The organism is Leclercia barmai, from assembly GCF_049312895.1.
In the GTDB taxonomy this organism is placed as follows: Bacteria; Pseudomonadota; Gammaproteobacteria; order Enterobacterales; family Enterobacteriaceae; genus Enterobacter; species Enterobacter barmai.
In genome coordinates this window covers 40,033-57,998 of sequence record NZ_JBMNWZ010000006.1, presented here as the reverse complement: position 1 = coordinate 57,998, position 17,966 = coordinate 40,033, and the positions used below count along the sequence as shown (strand labels likewise).

Sequence of the window (17,966 nt, the reverse complement as noted above, 5' to 3'; positions counted from 1 at the left end):
ATCTGGATCACAAAAAGAACAATCAGTGAAAGGAATGTTAAAGAAAGGTTCCTGCGGGGATAAAAAAACCCGCAACGGGTGCGGGTTATGGGACGCGCATTTTGCGGGGTCTTAATTCAGGACAAACTTCTCAATGGCATACGCCACGCCGTCCTCGAGGTTAGATTTGGTAACGAAGTTAGCCACCTCTTTCACCGACGGGATCGCGTTTTCCATCGCCACGCCTAAGCCAGCATATTCCAGCATCGCAATGTCGTTTTCCTGATCGCCCAGGGTCATGATCTCTTCCGGCTTGATCCCCAGCGTTTCGGCCAGCGACTTCACGCCGGTGCCTTTATTGACGCGTTTATCGAGGATTTCGAGGAAGTACGGCGCACTTTTCAGCACGGTGTACTTCTCTTTGACTTCTTCCGGGATACGGGCGATGGCTTTGTCGAGGATCTCTGGCTCATCAATCATCATCACTTTCAGGAACTGCGTGGCCGGGTCCATCTTCTCCGCTTCGCAGAACACCAGCGGGATGGTGGCAACGAAGGATTCATGCACCGTGTAGTAGCTGATGTCGCGGTTGGCGGTGTAGAGCGTGTTGCGATCGAGCGCGTGGAAGTGTGAGCCCACCTCGCGGGAGAGTTGTTCCAGATAGCGGTAATCGTCATAGCTCAGCGCCGTTTGCGCCACGGTGCTACCGTCGGCCGCTTTCTGCACCAGCGCGCCGTTGTAGGTAATGCAGTAATCACCCGGTTCATTCATGTGCAGTTCTTTCAGGTAGTTATGAACACCTGCGTACGGACGACCGGTGCACAGCACCACGTTCACGCCCTTGGTACGGGCTGCGGCAATCGCGCTTTTAACGGCGGGAGAGATGGTGTGGTCCGGCAGCAGCAGGGTGCCGTCCATATCGATTGCAATGAGTTTGATAGCCATGGGATCCCCGGTTGGAATGAGTCTTTCCTCATGCTAACGCGATTCCGCTCAAAAAACAGTAAAGAAAAGGGGGATGGGGTTCAGAGGAGGATTCCTCTTTTGCAGGCAAAGAAAAGCCCGGTGGCGCTGGCGCTTAACGGGCTTATGGCCTTTGTAGCCCCGGTAAGCGTAGCGCCACCGGGGAATTAAGGCTTAGATGTCGATATTCGCCGCTTTCAGGGCGTTCTCTTCAATAAAGGCACGACGTGGTTCAACCGCATCGCCCATCAGGGTGGTGAACAGCTGATCCGCAGCAATGGCGTCTTTCACGGTCACGCGCAGCATGCGGCGGCTTTCCGGATCCATGGTGGTTTCCCACAGCTGATCCGGGTTCATTTCGCCCAGACCTTTATAACGCTGAATGGAGAGGCCACGACGGGACTCTTTCACCAGCCACTCCAGCGCCTGCTCGAAGCTGGCAACCGGCTGACGGCGTTCGCCACGCTCGATGAAGGCATCGTCTTCGATCAGGCCGCGCAGCTTCTCGCCGAGCGTACAGATACGACGGTACTCCGCACCGGTCACAAACTCGTGATCCAGCGGGTAGTCGGTATCCACACCGTGGGTGCGCACGCGGATCACCGGCTCGAACTGCTGCAGCTCGGTGTTCTCGTTGATATCGAACTTCCACTGGCTGCCGTGCTGCTCGTTCTCGTTCAGATCGGTCACCAGGGTGTTCACCCAACGGGTCACGGCCTGCTCGTTACCGAGATCGGCTTCGGACAGCGTCGGCTGATAGACCAGCGCTTTCAGCAGCGTGCGCGGGAAGCGACGCTCCATGCGGCCAATCATCTTCTGGGTCGCGTTGTACTCAGACACCAGACGCTCCAGCGGTTCACCCGCCAGCGCCGGGGCGCTTGAGTTGGCGTGCAGGGTCGCGCCATCCAGGGCGATAGCGATCTGATACTGATCCATCGCTTCGTCGTCTTTGATGTACTGCTCCTGCTTGCCTTTCTTCACTTTGTACAGCGGCGGCTGGGCGATGTAGACGTGGCCACGCTCAACGATTTCCGGCATCTGACGGTAGAAGAAGGTCAACAGCAGCGTACGGATGTGCGAGCCGTCGACGTCCGCATCGGTCATGATGATGATGCTGTGATAGCGCAGCTTGTCCGGGTTGTACTCGTCACGGCCAATGCCGCAGCCCAGAGCGGTGATCAGCGTCGCCACTTCCTGAGAAGAGAGCATCTTGTCGAAGCGCGCTTTCTCAACGTTAAGGATTTTACCCTTCAGCGGCAGGATCGCCTGGTTCTTACGGTTACGGCCCTGCTTCGCAGAACCGCCCGCGGAGTCCCCTTCCACGAGGTACAGTTCGGACAGCGCCGGGTCTCGTTCCTGGCAGTCTGCCAGTTTGCCCGGCAGGCCTGCTAAGTCCAGCGCGCCTTTACGACGGGTCATTTCACGGGCTTTACGCGCCGCTTCACGGGCACGCGCCGCATCGATAATTTTGCCAACGACAATTTTGGCGTCGGACGGGTTTTCCAGCAGGTATTCGCTCAGCAGTTCGTTCATCTGCTGCTCAACCGCCGATTTCACCTCTGAGGAGACCAGCTTGTCTTTGGTCTGAGAGGAGAACTTCGGATCCGGCACTTTTACCGAGACCACAGCGATCAGGCCTTCACGGGCATCGTCACCGGTGGCGCTGACTTTCGCTTTTTTGCTGTAGCCTTCTTTGTCCATGTAGGCGTTCAGGGTACGGGTCATCGCCGTACGGAAGCCCACCAGGTGCGTACCGCCGTCGCGCTGCGGAATGTTGTTGGTGAAGCAGTAGATGTTTTCCTGGAAACCGTCGTTCCACTGCAGCGCCACTTCCACGCCGATACCGTCTTTCTCGGTGGAGAAATAGAAGATGTTCGGGTGAATGGGCGTTTTGTTCTTGTTCAGGTACTCAACGAACGCCTTGATACCACCTTCGTAATGGAAGTGGTCTTCTTTGCCGTCGCGCTTGTCGCGCAGGCGGATAGAGACGCCGGAGTTCAGGAATGACAGCTCGCGCAGACGCTTGGCCAGAATGTCATATTCAAACTCGGTGACGTTGGTGAAGGTTTCGAGGCTTGGCCAGAAACGGACCTGAGTCCCGGTCACGTCGGTTTCACCGGTAACCGCCAGCGGAGCCTGAGGTACGCCGTGGACGTAGGTTTGCTGATGCACTTTGCCTTCGCGGCGGATCAGAAGCTCGAGCTTCTGCGACAGGGCGTTAACCACAGAGACGCCCACGCCGTGCAGGCCGCCGGACACTTTATAGGAGTTATCATCGAACTTACCGCCTGCGTGCAGGACGGTCATGATCACTTCCGCCGCAGAGACGCCCTCTTCCGGGTGAATACCGGTCGGGATGCCACGGCCATCATCGGTAACGGAGACGGAGTTGTCGGCGTGGATGGTCACCACGATATCTTTACAGTGACCCGCGAGCGCTTCGTCGATAGCGTTATCTACCACCTCAAATACCATGTGGTGCAGACCGGTGCCGTCATCCGTGTCGCCGATATACATACCCGGGCGCTTACGCACCGCATCCAGCCCTTTCAGGACTTTGATACTGGAGGAGTCATAAGAATTCGACATCAACGTTTCTCGCTCATTTATTCTTGGGTTAATCCGTTATTTTACCCTTTTCCACGTTAAACATCTTCGAATTTTCGTCCGACATGTCCATTACGTGTTCAGCGCTAATCGCGCTGACGAAAACCTGCGACTGTGTGGCTTTTAAGCGGCTGGCAAGCAGTCCGCGCCGCGCGTCGTCAAGTTCCGAGGCAAAATCATCAATCAGATACAGACAGCGTCGCCCGCTTTCACGGGTTAAGTACTCGCCCTGCGCCAGGCGCAGCGCGCACATCAGGAGCTTGAGCTGCCCGCGTGATAAGGTGTCCTCTACCGGCGCACCGTCGGCACGAATGCGGAAATCCGCCTTGTGCGGGCCGTGCGCGGTGTAGGTCAGCATGCGATCGCGCTCGAAGCTTCGCTCCAGCACCTCGGCATAATCCGTCTCTTTCTCCCAGCCGCGCTGGAAGGAGAAGCTCAGGGAGAACTCGGGCAAAAACTGCTGGCAGGTATCCGCCATGTCTTCCGCGATCCCGGTGCTGTACTCCGCACGCCAGCGGCTGATCTGCTCCGCCAGCGGGATAAGTTCTTTGTCCCACGCCCGCAGTTGGGCGTAGCGGGTCACCTGGCGCAGTGCGGCATTGCGCTGTTTCAGCAGCCGCTTGAGGTTGCTCCAGGCGGTGAAGAAGCCCGCTTCGTTATGGAAGCATCCCCAGTCGAGGAAGGCTCTTCTGTATTTGGGGCCGCCGTTGAGTAAAGTAAACCCCTCGGGAGTGATTAGCTGCATCGGCATCAGCAGCGCCAGCTCCGCCACTTTGTGGCCATCGGTGCCGTCGATGCGCACCTTGCTGTCGCCATGCTTGTCTTTGGTCAGCCCGATGGCCGTCTCGTGCTCTTCGCCGTGCAATCGACCATGAAGCACGAACGCTTCCTGCTCGTGGCGAATAACCCGACCAATCTGCAAACTGCGAAACGCCCGGCCATGGCCGAGCGTATAGATGGCTTCCAGCACGCTGGTCTTGCCGCTGCCGTTGGCGCCAACCAGAAAATTAAAGCCGGGGGATAAAGCAAGATCCGCGCTTTCGATATTGCGAAAGTCGCGGATCAACAGGCGGGTGAGCGACATTACAGTCTCATTGGCATGACAACATAAGCCGCGCTTTGGCTGGCCGCATCTTCAATTTGTACGCTCGACACGGAGTCGGTCAGCAGAATACGCACGTTCTCGCACTTCAGCGCGTTCAGCACATCCAGCACGTAACTGACGTTAAAGCCGATTTCCATTTCGGTGCCCGCAGCGTAGGTGACATCCAGGATCTCTTCGGCCTCTTCCTGCTCCGGGTTGTTCGCCGTGATTTTCAGCTGGTTTTCGCTCACGTACAGACGCACGCCGCGGAACTTCTCGTTAGAGAGGATCGCCGCACGGGCAAACGCCTGCTTGAGGATATCGCAGCCCGCTTCCAGCGTTTTGTCCGGGTTCTTCGGCAATACGCGGCGATAATCCGGGAAGCGGCCGTCCACCAGTTTAGAGGTAAAGATGAAATCACCGACGTGGGCGCGGATGTTGTTGCTGCCAATCTGCACGCGCAGCGGGGTTTCGCCGCCGTCGAGCATACGCATCAGCTCAATCACGCCTTTACGCGGTACGATCACCGAATGGTTCGGCAGCGTCACGCCAACCGGCATGGAGCAGACCGCCAGGCGGTGGCCGTCGGTGGCCACAGTACGCAGCTCTTCCCCTTCGGTTTCGAACAGCATGCCGTTTAAGTAGTAACGAACGTCCTGATGCGCCATGGAGAACTGAGTGGCTTCAATCAGGCGTTTCATGGTGGCCTGCGGCAGGGTGAATTCGACTTCACTCTGCCAGTCGTCCAGGTTCGGGAAATCAGCAGCAGGCAGCGTGGAGAGCGAGAAACGGCTGCGGCCGGAGCGCACCAGCATGCGGTCGCCTTCCAGCTGCACGGCAATTTCTGCCCCTTCAGGCAGGCCACGGCAGATATCAAAGAACTTACGCGCCGGAACGGTGGTTGCGCCCGCTTCGTGAGGCTGGGAAAGCGTCACGCGTGCGACCATCTCCATCTCGAGGTCGGTGCCGGTCAGCGACAGCGTGCCGTCTGCCACCTGCAGCAGCAGGTTACCGAGGATAGGCAGCGTCGGGCGGCCGCCTAAGGGGCCACTCACCTGTTGCAGCGGTTTTAATAAGTGTTCACGTTCAACGGTAAATTTCATAGCATCACGATGATAATGTTCTGATTAAATTGGAGAAGTCTTCTTTTATGTCGTGGCTTTCTTCACGCAGCTGCTCAATCTTACGGCAGGCGTGCAGCACGGTGGTGTGGTCACGGCCACCAAACGCATCGCCGATCTCCGGCAGACTGTGGTTGGTTAATTCCTTTGCCAGCGCCATCGCCATCTGACGCGGTCTCGCTACCGAGCGGGAACGGCGTTTCGACAGCAAATCTGCCACTTTAATTTTGTAGTACTCCGCCACCGTCTTCTGAATATTGTCGATGGTGACCAATTTTTCCTGCAGCGCCAGCAGATCGCGCAGCGCTTCACGCACGAAATCGATGGTGATCGCCCGTCCGGTGAAGTTGGCGTTAGCGATGACGCGGTTCAGCGCGCCTTCCAGCTCACGAACGTTGGAACGCAGACGCTTGGCGATAAAGAACGCCACCTCGCCCGGCAGACGAATGTCGTTCTCGTCCGCTTTTTTCATCAGGATCGCCACGCGGGTTTCCAGCTCCGGCGGCTCGATCGCCACGGTCAGACCCCAGCCGAAGCGGGATTTGAGACGATCTTCAACGCCGTTGATCTCTTTAGGATAACGATCCGAGGTCAAAATGATCTGCTGATTGCCTTCCAGCAGCGCATTGAAGGTGTGGAAAAACTCTTCCTGGGATCGTTCCTTATTAGCAAAGAACTGAATGTCATCGATCAGCAGCGCATCAACGGAACGGTAGTAGCGTTTAAACTCTTCGATCGCGTTGTTTTGCAGGGCTTTTACCATGTCCTGAACGAAGCGCTCGGAGTGCATATACACCACTTTGGCATTAGGCTTGCGCGCCATGATGCCGTTACCCACCGCGTGCAGCAGGTGCGTTTTACCCAGACCGGTACCGCCATAAAGGAACAGCGGGTTATAGGCACCGCCCGGGTTATCCGCTACCTGACGGGCAGCCGCGCGGGCCAGCTGGTTCGATTTACCTTCGACGAAGTTATCAAAGGTGTGTTTGACGTTAACGTTAGAGCGGTAGGTCGGCTCTGCCGGTGCCGGGACGTTATCCCAGCCAGCCCGCGGCGCAGGCGCGACGCGCGGCATATGAACCTGCGCGGTTTGCGCGGGTGCAGCGGCGACGTTAACGGTCTCTTTGAGGGTTTGGGTGACCGGTTTAGTGCCCACTTCAAAACGCAGCTGTGGGGCATCGGCACCGCAAAATTCGTTTAGCAGTCCATTGATGTTATTGAGGTATTTGTCCCTGACCCAATCGAGCACAAAACGGTTTGGCGCATACAAAGCCAGCGTGTTATCGCTCAGTTCCGCCTGCAACGGGCGGATCCACATACTGAATTCTGTGGCTGGTAACTCATCCTGCAATCGGGCAAGACACTGCTGCCAAAGCGAAAGTGACACGGCGGACTCCACTCGAACATAAAAAGAAAGCTATTGAATAGTCGTGATTGTAGACACACGTCGAAAGAACCCGGCGTTAAGGGGGACGTGCGAACCGCTATCTGCGGTTTTTTTACCTGCTCTGGATCCTGGGATCGCGATCAGGACCGCGGATCATAGCCTAAACTGCGCCAGAGATCTTCTGTTTCTCACAGTTTCTTCCCGATTTATCCACAGGAGGATCCGAAACCGGGTAAGTGTAAACGATCCTGGCGAAGCGACCCCGCGATTTAGGCCGCATATTGGAAAAATTAATGAGTAACGACAATTTTTTGCTTAAATGATCTAACGAAGATCCTGGACGATCCTTGCGATTTACCCTGGAGCCCGTATAATTCCCCACCCGGCGCGTGGGACTCGATTTCCTGCGTCTGACGCAGCTCAATTTGCACGCTAAAAACGTGCGGAAAGACGCGGGAAATAAGGAAAGAGAATTGACTCCGGAGTGTACAATTATTACAATCCGGCCTCTTTAATCACCCATGGCTTCGGCGTCCATCGTTCGTTATTCGTTCGGACTCCATAAAAAGTCATTGAATTTATTCAAGTTTAGGTAGAAATCGCCATGAAACGCACTTTTCAACCGTCTGTACTGAAGCGCAACCGTTCTCACGGCTTCCGTGCTCGTATGGCTACTAAAAATGGTCGTCAGGTTCTGGCACGTCGTCGTGCTAAAGGCCGTTCACGTCTGACCGTTTCCAAGTAATTAAGCTAACCCCTGAGTGGTTAAGCTAGCATTTCCCAGGGAGTTACGTTTGTTAACTCCCACTCATTTCACTTTCGTCTTCCAGCAGCCACAACGGGCTGGCACGCCGCAAATCACCATCCTCGGCCGCCAAAATTCGCTGGGGCATCCCCGTATCGGTCTCACTGTCGCCAAGAAAAACGTTAAGCGTGCGCATGAACGCAACCGGATTAAACGTCTGACGCGTGAAAGCTTCCGTTTACGTCAACATGAACTGCCTTCAATGGATTTCGTGGTGGTGGCTAAAAAAGGGGTTGCCGACCTCGATAACCGTGCTCTCTCGGAAGCGTTGGAAAAATTATGGCGCCGCCACTGTCGCCTGGCTCACGGGTCCTGATCGGCCTTATCCGGGTCTATCAACGCCTGATTAGTCCGCTACTCGGGCCACACTGCCGTTTCAGACCGACCTGTTCGCAATACGGAATTGAGGCATTGCGCAGGTTTGGAGTGATAAAAGGCAGTTGGTTGACGGTGAAACGCGTATTAAAATGCCACCCTTTACACCCAGGTGGAGACGATCCCGTCCCTCCAGGACCTTTTGATACCAGAGAACACTAACGATGGATTCGCAACGCAATCTTCTTATCATCGCTTTGTTGTTCGTGTCTTTCATGATCTTCCAGGCTTGGGAGCAGGACAAAAATCCTCAACCTCAGCAGCAGGTCACGCAGACAACGACCACCGCAGCGGGTAGCGCCGCCGACCAGGGCGTACCGGCCAGTGGCCAGGGTAAACTGATTACGGTTAAGACCGATGTGCTTGAGCTGACTATCAACACCCGTGGTGGTGATGTTGAGCAGGCGCAGCTGGTGACTTACCCGAAAGAGCTCGGTTCTAACGAGCCGTTCCAGTTACTGGAAACCACGCCGCAGTTTATCTACCAGGCACAGAGCGGCCTGACCGGTCGTGATGGCCCGGATAACCCGGCTAACGGCGCTCGTCCGCTGTATAACGTCGATAAAGATGCGTTTGTGCTGGCCGATGGCCAGAACGAAATCGCGATCCCGATGACTTACACTGATGCGGCCGGCAACACCTTCACCAAAACCTTCACCCTGAAACGCGGTGAATATGCGGTGAACGTGGGCTATAGCGTGCAGAACACCGGTGCGAAACCGCTGGAGCTCTCCACCTTCGGTCAGCTGAAGCAGTCCATCAATCTGCCGTCTCACCGTGACACCGGAAGCAGCAACTTCGCGCTGCACACCTTCCGTGGCGCGGCGTACTCCACGCCAGATACCAAGTACGAGAAATACAAATTCGACACCATCGCCGATAACGAAAACCTGAACGTCAGCTCGAAAGGCGGCTGGGTGGCGATGCTGCAACAGTATTTCGCGACCGCATGGGTACCGAATAACGCGGGTTCCAATAATTTCTACACTGCGAACCTCGGTAACGGTATTGCCGCGATCGGCTATAAGTCTGAGCCGGTTCTGGTTCAGCCGGGTCAAACCGGTAGCCTGGCCAGCACCCTGTGGGTCGGCCCGGAAATCCAGGACAAGATGGCTGCCGTGGCACCGCACCTGGATCTGACCGTAGACTACGGTTGGTTGTGGTTCATCTCTCAGCCGCTGTTCAAACTGCTGAAGTGGATCCACAGCTTCCTGGGTAACTGGGGCTTCTCCATCATCGTTATCACCTTCATCGTTCGTGGCATCATGTACCCGCTGACCAAAGCGCAGTACACCTCCATGGCGAAGATGCGTATGCTGCAGCCGAAGATTGCGGCGATGCGTGAGCGTCTGGGCGATGACAAACAGCGTCAGAGCCAGGAGATGATGGCCCTGTATAAAGCCGAGAAAGTGAACCCACTGGGTGGCTGCTTCCCGCTGCTGATCCAGATGCCAATCTTCCTTGCGCTGTACTACATGCTGATGGGCTCCGTTGAGCTGCGCCATGCGCCGTTCGCTCTGTGGATCCATGACCTGTCCGCACAGGACCCGTACTACATCCTGCCGATCCTGATGGGCGTGACGATGTTCTTCATCCAGAAGATGTCACCAACCACCGTGACCGACCCGATGCAGCAGAAGATCATGACCTTTATGCCGGTCATCTTCACCGTGTTTTTCCTGTGGTTCCCGTCAGGTCTGGTGCTGTACTATATCGTCAGCAACCTGGTGACCATCCTTCAGCAGCAGCTGATCTACCGTGGTCTGGAAAAACGTGGCCTGCATAGCCGCGAGAAGAAAAATTCCTGATCCTCAGTAGGCCGGGTAAGCGAAGCGCCACCCGGCATAAAGAACAGTGATGACAGGGCGGTCTATTGACCGCCTTTTTTATTGCATTAAGAAGAGACAAACCATGAGCCATAACGACACTATCGTCGCCCAGGCAACCCCACCGGGACGCGGTGGTGTGGGTATTCTGCGTATCTCCGGCCTGAAGGCACGCGAAGTAGCAGAAGTGGTGCTGGGCAAACTGCCAAAGCCACGTTACGCCGACTATCTGCCTTTCAAGGATAACGACGGTACGGCGCTGGATCAGGGTATCGCGCTGTGGTTCCCGGGCCCGAACTCCTTCACCGGTGAAGACGTGCTCGAACTGCAGGGCCACGGCGGGCCGGTGATCCTCGACCTGCTGCTGAAACGCATTCTGACCCTGCCGGGCGTGCGCATCGCCAAACCGGGCGAGTTCTCCGAGCGGGCGTTTCTTAACGACAAGCTGGATCTGGCCCAGGCTGAAGCGATTGCCGATCTGATCGACGCCAGCTCCGAGCAGGCCGCGCGCTCCGCGCTGAACTCGCTGCAAGGGGCGTTCTCCGCTCGCGTAAACCATCTTGTGGAAGCACTCACTCACCTACGGATCTACGTGGAAGCGGCCATTGATTTCCCGGATGAGGAGATCGACTTCCTCTCCGACGGCAAAATCGAAGCCCAGCTTAACGACGTGATGGCCGATCTCGACGCGGTGCGCGCCGAGGCGCGTCAGGGCAGCCTGCTGCGTGAAGGAATGAAGGTGGTGATTGCCGGACGTCCGAACGCCGGGAAATCGAGCCTGCTGAATGCCCTGGCGGGGCGTGAAGCGGCGATTGTGACCGACATAGCCGGCACTACCCGCGACGTGCTGCGGGAACATATTCATATCGACGGTATGCCGCTGCATATCATCGACACCGCGGGACTGCGTGATGCCAGCGACGAAGTGGAGCGTATCGGTATCGAGCGCGCCTGGCAGGAGATCGAGCAGGCCGACCGGGTGCTGTTTATGGTGGACGGTACCACCACCGCCGCTGTCGACCCGGCAGAGATCTGGCCGGACTTTATCGCCCGCCTGCCGGCAAAACTGCCGATCACCGTGGTGCGTAACAAAGCGGACGTGACCGGTGAAACGCTGGGCCTCAGCGATGTGAACGGTCACTCACTCATTCGCCTGTCGGCGCGTACCGGCGAGGGCGTGGATGAGCTGCGCAACCATCTGAAGCAGAGCATGGGCTTCGATACCAGCATGGAGGGCGGCTTCCTCGCCCGTCGTCGCCATCTGCAGGCGCTGGAAGAGGCGGCACAGCATCTGGATCAGGGCAAAGCCCAGCTGCTCGGCGCCTGGGCCGGAGAGCTGCTGGCGGAAGAGCTGCGCCTGGCCCAGCAGGCGTTAAGCGAAATCACCGGGGAGTTTACCTCGGATGATTTGCTGGGGCGGATCTTCTCCAGCTTCTGTATCGGAAAATAAGTCCGTTTCAGCCCTCTGTTAAAAAGCCGCATAACGTTCATGTTATTGCGGCTTTTTTCTTTTCTGTATTACCCGAATAAACACCAAATATATCAGCTATATTCTCTGTGATTACAATCACAATTAATATCTCTGCAGATAGACAAATATTCTCATTCGAATAGTGTAGTAGCGTGTCTAATGAGGATAAATCAATGACGATTATCTTAAATACATACATCACTTCTAAGTGGTTCAATATTGACAATAAAATTGTCAATCACCATCCGTAATCTCCCTTCGCCTCATTTTCTCTATGCAACCTGAATAGACTAACACTCTATTTATCCGGTATGCCTGAAATCATTGCGCTTGTAAAACCGCAATAGCGCCTCTGCACGTCTGTGTTGGTGAGAATTATTCCCGCGACTGCGTGGCGTTATATCGGGCTCAGGCTTGCCGCTATTTATGGTTATTTAAAATAACCACCAGCACCGCTGCGATAAAAACAGGAATTATATAATGGAAAACTTCAAACATTTACCAGAGCCATTTCGCATCAGAGTTATTGAGCCGGTTAAACGTACCACAAGGGAGCATCGCGAAAACGCTATTATTAAATCAGGCATGAACCCGTTCCTGCTGGATAGCGAAGACGTGTTTATTGATTTACTGACCGACAGCGGCACCGGTGCGGTCACCCAAAATATGCAGGCCGCCATGCTGCGCGGTGACGAAGCCTATAGCGGAAGCCGCAGCTACTATGCGCTGTCCAACGCCGTGAATGAGATTTTCGGCTATCAATATACCATCCCAACCCATCAGGGACGCGGCGCGGAGCAGATCTATATTCCTGTCTTAATCAAAAAACGCGAGCAGGAAAAGGGTTTAGACCGCTCGAAGATGGTCGCCTTCTCAAACTACTTCTTTGATACCACCCAGGGCCACAGCCAGATAAACGGCTGCACCGTGCGCAACGTCTATATCAAGGAAGCCTTTGATACCGGCGTCCGTTACGATTTTAAAGGTAACTTTGACCTGCAGGGTCTGGAAAACGGCATCGAGGAAGTGGGTGCGAGCAATGTGCCTTATATTGTCGCGACCATCACCAGCAACTCCGCCGGTGGGCAGCCGGTGTCACTGGCGAACCTGAAGGCAATGTATGCAATTGCCAGAAAATACGATATCCCGGTGGTCATGGATTCCGCACGCTTCGCTGAAAACGCGTACTTCATTCAAAAACGTGAGGCGGAATATAAAGACTGGACCATCGCCGAGATTACCCGCGAAACCTACAAGTATGCGGATATGCTGGCCATGTCGGCGAAAAAAGATGCCATGGTGCCGATGGGTGGGCTGCTGTGCATCAAGAATGACGACTACTTCGACGTCTATACCGAGTGCAGAACCTTATGCGTCGTTCAGGAAGGCTTCCCAACCTACGGCGGTCTTGAAGGGGGCGCCATGGAGCGTCTGGCTGTCGGCCTGCATGACGGTATGGGCCAGGACTGGCTGGCATACCGCATTAATCAGGTGCAATACCTGGTCGACGGTCTGGAAGCCATCGGCGTGGTTTGCCAGCAGGCGGGCGGCCATGCTGCCTTTGTGGATGCGGGCAAGCTGTTGCCGCATATTCCGGCAGAGCAGTTCCCGGCGCAGGCGCTGGCCTGTGAGCTCTATAAAGTCGCAGGTATTCGCGCAGTTGAAATCGGTTCGTTCCTGTTAGGCCGCGATCCGAAAACCGGCAAACAGTTACCCTGCCCGGCAGAGTTGCTGCGTTTAACCATTCCGCGCGCAACCTACACGCAATCCCATATGGATTTCATCGTCGAAGCCTTTAAGCACGTTAAAGAAAATGCGATGAATATTAAGGGATTAACCTTTACCTACGAACCGAAAGTATTACGCCACTTCACTGCAAAACTCAAAGAAGTTTAACGTCTCTCCCCGGGTGGCTAAATAACTTTAGCCACCCGCAAAAAACGATTAACAACGTCAAGCTTGCCACATTGATGGGGGCACCATGGAACAGACTTTAGAGTTAGAGACTAAACACTCCTCGGTGTGGGGTGTCATGGTTATAGCAGGTACGGTTATTGGCGGGGGGATGTTTGCTTTACCCGTGGATTTGGCAGGGGCGTGGTTTTTTTGGGGCGCGTTTATTTTAATTATTGCCTGGTTTTCGATGCTTCACTCCGGGCTGTTATTACTGGAAGCAAATTTAAATTATCCTGTCGGCTCAAGTTTTAATACGGTCACCAAAGATCTGATTGGCAATAAGTGGAATATAGTTAGCGGGTTAACGGTTGCATTTGTTCTTTATATCCTGACGTATGCCTATATCTCCGCCAACGGCGCAATAATCAGCGAAACCATCGCCATGAATCAGGGGACTCACGTCAATCCCCGCATTGTGGGTGTCAGTACAGCGCTGTTTGTCGCCGCCGTATTGTGGTTTAGCTCATTAGCCGCCAGCAGAATTACCTCGCTGTTTTTAGGCATTAAGATCATCGCCTTTATCGTTGTATTTGGCTCTTTTTTCTTCCAGGTTGACTACTCGATATTAAGAGATATCAACGTCACCTCAGCCAGCAACAACTCCTACTTCCCCTATATCTTTATGGCCCTGCCCGTCTGTCTGGCATCCTTTGGTTTTCATGGCAACATTCCCAGTCTCATCATCTGCTATGGCAAGCGGAAAGATAAGCTGATCAAAAGCCTGGTGTTTGGCTCGCTGCTGGCGCTATTTATCTACCTGTTCTGGCTGTACTGCACGATGGGGAATATTACCCGCGACAGCTTCAACGAGATCATCTCGTCAGGGGGCAACGTCGATTCACTGGTGAAATCCTTCCTCGGCACCCGTCAGCACGGGGTTATCGAATTTTGCTTACTGGTTTTCTCCAATTTAGCGGTGGCCAGCTCCTTCTTTGGCGTCACATTGGGGTTATTCGACTATCTTGCCGACCTCTTTAAGCTCGACAATTCCCCGTCAGGTCGTCTGAAAACAGTCATGCTGACCTTCCTGCCCCCTACGATTTTGTACCTGATCTTCCCGAACGGGTTTATCTACGGTATTGGCGGCGCAGGGTTATGTGCGACCATCTGGGCGGTGATTATCCCAGCGGTTCTGGCGTTGAAAGCGCGAAAGAAGTTCCCGAATAAGATGTTTACCGTCTGGGGCGGGATGATGATCCCCTCGCTGGTGATCCTGTTCGGGGTCGCGGTCATTGTTTGCTGGTTCGGCAATGTCTTTAATTTCCTGCCGCGCTTTGGTTGAGCCCGCCCCTTTTCTGAGGTGATTTCCTGCAAGGAAATCACCTTTGTCCAAATGGCAACTCGCTAATAACGCTCTCTCCCCCTATTCTTCTTGCCTGCATTTATGGGGGTTTTATGGCTCGTTTTCTGTTTTGTAGTTTTGCGCTGGTGCTGCTTTATCCATCAGGCATTGATATGTATCTGGTGGGGCTGCCGCACATCGCCCGGGATCTGGGCGCCAGCGAAGCGCAGCTGCATATCGCGTTTTCAGCCTACCTTGCGGGGATGGCGTCATCGATGGTGTTTGCCGGAAAGATTGCCGACAAAGCCGGGCGACAGCCCATCGCCATTACCGGTGCCGTGATTTTCGCCCTCGCCTCGGTGCTCTGTTCAATGGCGCAGGAGAGCACGCTGTTCCTGTCCGGGCGCTTTATCCAGGGCATCGGCGCGGGCGGTTGCTACGTGGTGGCCTTTGCGATTTTGCGCGATACCTTAAGCACCCAGCGCCGCGCCAAAGTGCTCTCCATGATGAACGGCATCACCTGCATTATCCCGGTGCTGGCGCCGGTGGTGGGCTACCTGATCATGCTGCAATTTCCGTGGCAGAGCCTGTTCTGGACGATGGCGGCAATGGGGATGCTGGTCTTTATCCTGTCGATCGCGGTGCTGAAAGAGACCCATCCCGGGGCACAAAACCGGGGCCATGCCGCGTCGGTGCCGCCGGAAGAGAAGCTGCTCAACCGCTTCTTCATCAGCCGGTTGCTGATCACCACCCTGAGCGTGGCGGTGATCCTGACCTATGTAAACGTTTCCCCGGTGTTATTAATGGAAATCATGGGTTTTGATCGCGGGGAATATTCCACGGTGATGGCGTTAACCGCCCTGGTCAGCATGGCCGTATCCTTCTCGACGCCGTTTGCGCTGAATATCTTCAGCCAGCGCACGCTGATGCTCACCTCTCAGGTGCTGTTCCTGGCGGCAGGCATGCTTCTGGCGACCGCCAGCTCATCAGCCCTGATGCTGGCAGGTATCACCCTGATTTGCGCCGGGTTCTCGGTGGGCTTTGGCGTGGCGATGAGCCAGGCGTTAGGCCCGTTTGCGCTGCGCGCGGGCGTGGCCAGTTCGGTGCTGGGCATCACTCAGGTTTGCGGCTCATCGCTGTGGATTTGGCTGGCAGCAATAATTGGGCTGAATGCATTGAATATGCTGATCGGGGTTCTGATTGGCTGTAGCATGCTCTGCATCATCCTACTTATGGTCATTCGGCCCGCAGCGCAACATGAAGAAGCCCCTCAGCAATCTCGATCTTAACCTGTTGTTGTGCCTGCAGCTTTTGCTGCAGGAGCGCAGCGTCACCAAAGCCGCGAAACGGATGAACGTCACGCCGTCCGCGGTGAGTAAATCGCTGGCGAAGCTGCGCGACTGGTTCGACGATCCGCTGTTTGTGAAGACCCCGCTGGGGCTGCTGCCAACCCCGCTGACGGTGAGTCTGGAGCAGGATCTGGCCGACTGGATGCAGATTGGCAATCAGATCCTCGATAAATTCCACCATGACTCCCCCGGCGGCCTGACCTTTGAGCTGGCGGCAGAAACGCCGCTGATGCTGATCCGCTTTAACGCCCTGCTGGAGCAGGTGAATCAGCGTTATCCCCAGGCGACCGTGAAGATGCGCCACTGGGATTACGATTCGCTGGACGCTATTACCCGCGGAGAGGTCGACCTCGGTTTTACCGGGCGTGAAACGCACCCCCGCTCACGCGAATTGCTGAAGCTGATGCCGTGGTTTCTTGATTACGAAATTCTGTTCAGCGACCGTCCGTGCGTCTATCTGCGCGAGGATCACCCGGCCCTCCAGGAAGAGTGGAACCTGGAGACGTTCCTGCGCTATCCGCATATCAGCATTTTCTGGGAGCGTAGCGACACCTGGGCGCTGGATGAGGTGCTGAGAGAGATGGGGCGGACGCGTAATATCGCCATGAGCTTGCCCGGATTCGAGCAGTCGATGTTTATGGCGGCGCAGCCGGGCCATAACTACATTGCGACGGCACCGCACTACTGCCATCACTATAATCAGCTTCACCAGCGTAAGCTGGTTACCCTGCCGATCCCCATTGATGAAGCGCAGGCGCAAAAGCTCACCGTGCCTTTTACCCTGATCTGGCATAAGCGTAACAGCCACAACCCCAAAACCCTCTGGCTGAGAGAAACCATTAAGGCGCTGTATGGTTCGCCGTTGCGCTAAATGTCTGGTTTTTGGCTAAGAAAATGTAAAGTTCCGCCGCAAAACTTCCATTACCCCCATTTAGCCATTAAAACAGTAAGCAAGTTAAGCGATAATCATGTAACCGTTTAACCTGACGACTAACCATTATCATGGAGTGAAAAATGGCTACGCATTTTGCAAGAGGGACGCTGACCGAGGGATGGGTGGTTTCGACCAGGCTCTCGCCATCCTGCCACAACGAAGCGCGAAAGCTTCCTGAACATCGTCGAATACGTTTTTTGGCCTCCCGGGCGCTGCTCGCGGAGCTGATGTTTATGCTGTACGGCACCAGCGAGCTGCCGGAAGTGATTACCGAACCTGAGGGTCGCCCGGTGTTTGCCGATCCAGAGCTTCCCCGTTTTTCCATTGCCTATGCCGGCAATATCGTGGGCCTGGTGCTGACCACCGAGGGCGACTGCGGTCTGGATATGGAGCTGCAGCGAACCATTCGCAGCCTGGATGGTACCCACGCGCATGACACCTACCCGCTGTCCAGCAACGAGAACTTATGGGTGCGTAATCAGAACGACCCCAATGAAGCCAGAGCGCAGCTGATTACCCTGCGCCAGTGCATCCGTAAGCTGTCAGGCGAGGCCAACGACTGCGCCAGCCTGCTGCAACTGTTACCGGGCTCCGGTCGTCTGCGGGCCTCCAGAGCCGCGCAGGTCGAAGCCTTAAGCGACGCCGAAGACGTGCTGATCTGGTCGATTGCCGTCACCCCGGCCATTGAAAGACTAAAAATCTGGGAGTTCGACGGGCGCCTTGGATGGCAAAGCCTGCCGGACGTTCCCGCCCGCGCCAACGAACCGGCGGCTCGCCTGATGCGGCTGACCAGTCTACCGGCGGAAAAAGCGATTATCCTCACCTGA

At 55.5% G+C, this 17,966-nt stretch carries 16 protein-coding genes and 1 pseudogene; 12 read left to right on the top strand and 5 right to left on the bottom strand.

The features are described 5' to 3' along the window. Positions 1-111 precede the first annotated feature (111 nt). The 5 genes from yidA to dnaA all read right to left on the bottom strand — a co-directional run bounded on the left by yidA (position 112) and on the right by dnaA (position 7,141). Positions 112-924, bottom strand: coding sequence for a sugar-phosphatase (yidA, locus tag ACOYA6_RS19345; RefSeq protein WP_422655219.1), 813 nt, complete (start codon positions 922-924; stop codon positions 112-114). 192 nt (positions 925-1,116) lie between these two features. Then, positions 1,117-3,531, bottom strand: a complete 2,415-nt coding sequence (gyrB, locus tag ACOYA6_RS19340; RefSeq protein ID WP_039032238.1) for a DNA topoisomerase (ATP-hydrolyzing) subunit B — start codon at positions 3,529-3,531, stop codon at positions 1,117-1,119. A gap of 28 nt (positions 3,532-3,559) precedes the next feature. Beyond that, complete coding sequence (recF, locus tag ACOYA6_RS19335; RefSeq protein ID WP_422655218.1) at positions 3,560-4,633, bottom strand: DNA replication/repair protein RecF; 1,074 nt, start codon at positions 4,631-4,633, stop codon at positions 3,560-3,562. After that, positions 4,633-5,736 carry a DNA polymerase III subunit beta gene (gene dnaN, locus ACOYA6_RS19330; RefSeq protein WP_103177630.1) on the bottom strand — a complete coding sequence of 368 codons (1,104 nt, stop codon included), beginning with the start codon at positions 5,734-5,736 and terminating at the stop codon, positions 4,633-4,635. Before dnaN ends, recF begins: the two co-directional genes overlap by 1 nt. Before the next feature lie 4 nt (positions 5,737-5,740). After that, entirely contained in the window at positions 5,741-7,141 is a 1,401-nt protein-coding gene (dnaA, locus tag ACOYA6_RS19325; protein WP_039032235.1) for a chromosomal replication initiator protein DnaA, read from the bottom strand. Positions 7,142-7,464: 323 nt separating this feature from the next. Here dnaA and ACOYA6_RS19320 point away from each other — a divergent pair. The 12 genes and pseudogenes from ACOYA6_RS19320 to ACOYA6_RS19265 all read left to right on the top strand — a co-directional run. Continuing rightward, a pseudogene (locus ACOYA6_RS19320) lies at positions 7,465-7,515 on the top strand (hypothetical protein); the annotation flags it as partial. Positions 7,516-7,745: 230 nt separating this feature from the next. Beyond that, positions 7,746-7,886 (top strand): 50S ribosomal protein L34, encoded by a 141-nt coding sequence (gene rpmH, locus ACOYA6_RS19315; RefSeq protein WP_003849659.1) that lies wholly within the window; start codon positions 7,746-7,748, stop codon positions 7,884-7,886. 16 nt (positions 7,887-7,902) lie between these two features. Then, complete coding sequence (gene rnpA, locus ACOYA6_RS19310) at positions 7,903-8,262, top strand: ribonuclease P protein component (RefSeq protein WP_014072458.1); 360 nt, start codon at positions 7,903-7,905, stop codon at positions 8,260-8,262. Beyond that, entirely contained in the window at positions 8,226-8,483 is a 258-nt protein-coding gene (yidD, locus tag ACOYA6_RS19305) for a membrane protein insertion efficiency factor YidD (RefSeq protein WP_072036746.1), read from the top strand. The genes rnpA and yidD overlap by 37 nt, the downstream gene beginning before the upstream one ends. 2 nt (positions 8,484-8,485) lie before the next feature. Then, a complete protein-coding gene (gene yidC / locus ACOYA6_RS19300; RefSeq protein ID WP_039032234.1) occupies positions 8,486-10,129 on the top strand; it encodes a membrane protein insertase YidC in 1,644 nt (547 codons plus the stop codon). Between the two features lie 103 nt (positions 10,130-10,232). After that, on the top strand, positions 10,233-11,597 hold the full coding sequence (gene mnmE, locus ACOYA6_RS19295) for a tRNA uridine-5-carboxymethylaminomethyl(34) synthesis GTPase MnmE (protein ID WP_422655217.1): 1,365 nt from the start codon (positions 10,233-10,235) through the stop codon (positions 11,595-11,597). Positions 11,598-11,791: 194 nt separating this feature from the next. Continuing rightward, positions 11,792-11,869 carry a tryptophanase leader peptide gene (gene tnaC / locus ACOYA6_RS19290; protein ID WP_138370951.1) on the top strand — a complete coding sequence of 26 codons (78 nt, stop codon included), beginning with the start codon at positions 11,792-11,794 and terminating at the stop codon, positions 11,867-11,869. Between the two features lie 229 nt (positions 11,870-12,098). Next, positions 12,099-13,514, top strand: a complete 1,416-nt coding sequence (gene tnaA / locus ACOYA6_RS19285) for a tryptophanase (protein WP_138370940.1) — start codon at positions 12,099-12,101, stop codon at positions 13,512-13,514. 85 nt (positions 13,515-13,599) lie between these two features. Continuing rightward, complete coding sequence (tnaB, locus tag ACOYA6_RS19280) at positions 13,600-14,856, top strand: low affinity tryptophan permease TnaB (protein ID WP_072036744.1); 1,257 nt, start codon at positions 13,600-13,602, stop codon at positions 14,854-14,856. 113 nt (positions 14,857-14,969) lie between these two features. Beyond that, entirely contained in the window at positions 14,970-16,145 is a 1,176-nt protein-coding gene (locus ACOYA6_RS19275) for an MFS transporter (protein ID WP_039032230.1), read from the top strand. After that, complete coding sequence (gene yidZ, locus ACOYA6_RS19270) at positions 16,114-17,076, top strand: HTH-type transcriptional regulator YidZ (RefSeq protein WP_223075672.1); 963 nt, start codon at positions 16,114-16,116, stop codon at positions 17,074-17,076. Before ACOYA6_RS19275 ends, yidZ begins: the two co-directional genes overlap by 32 nt. A 143-nt stretch (positions 17,077-17,219) precedes the next feature. After that, complete coding sequence (locus ACOYA6_RS19265; RefSeq protein ID WP_039032228.1) at positions 17,220-17,966, top strand: 4'-phosphopantetheinyl transferase family protein; 747 nt, start codon at positions 17,220-17,222, stop codon at positions 17,964-17,966.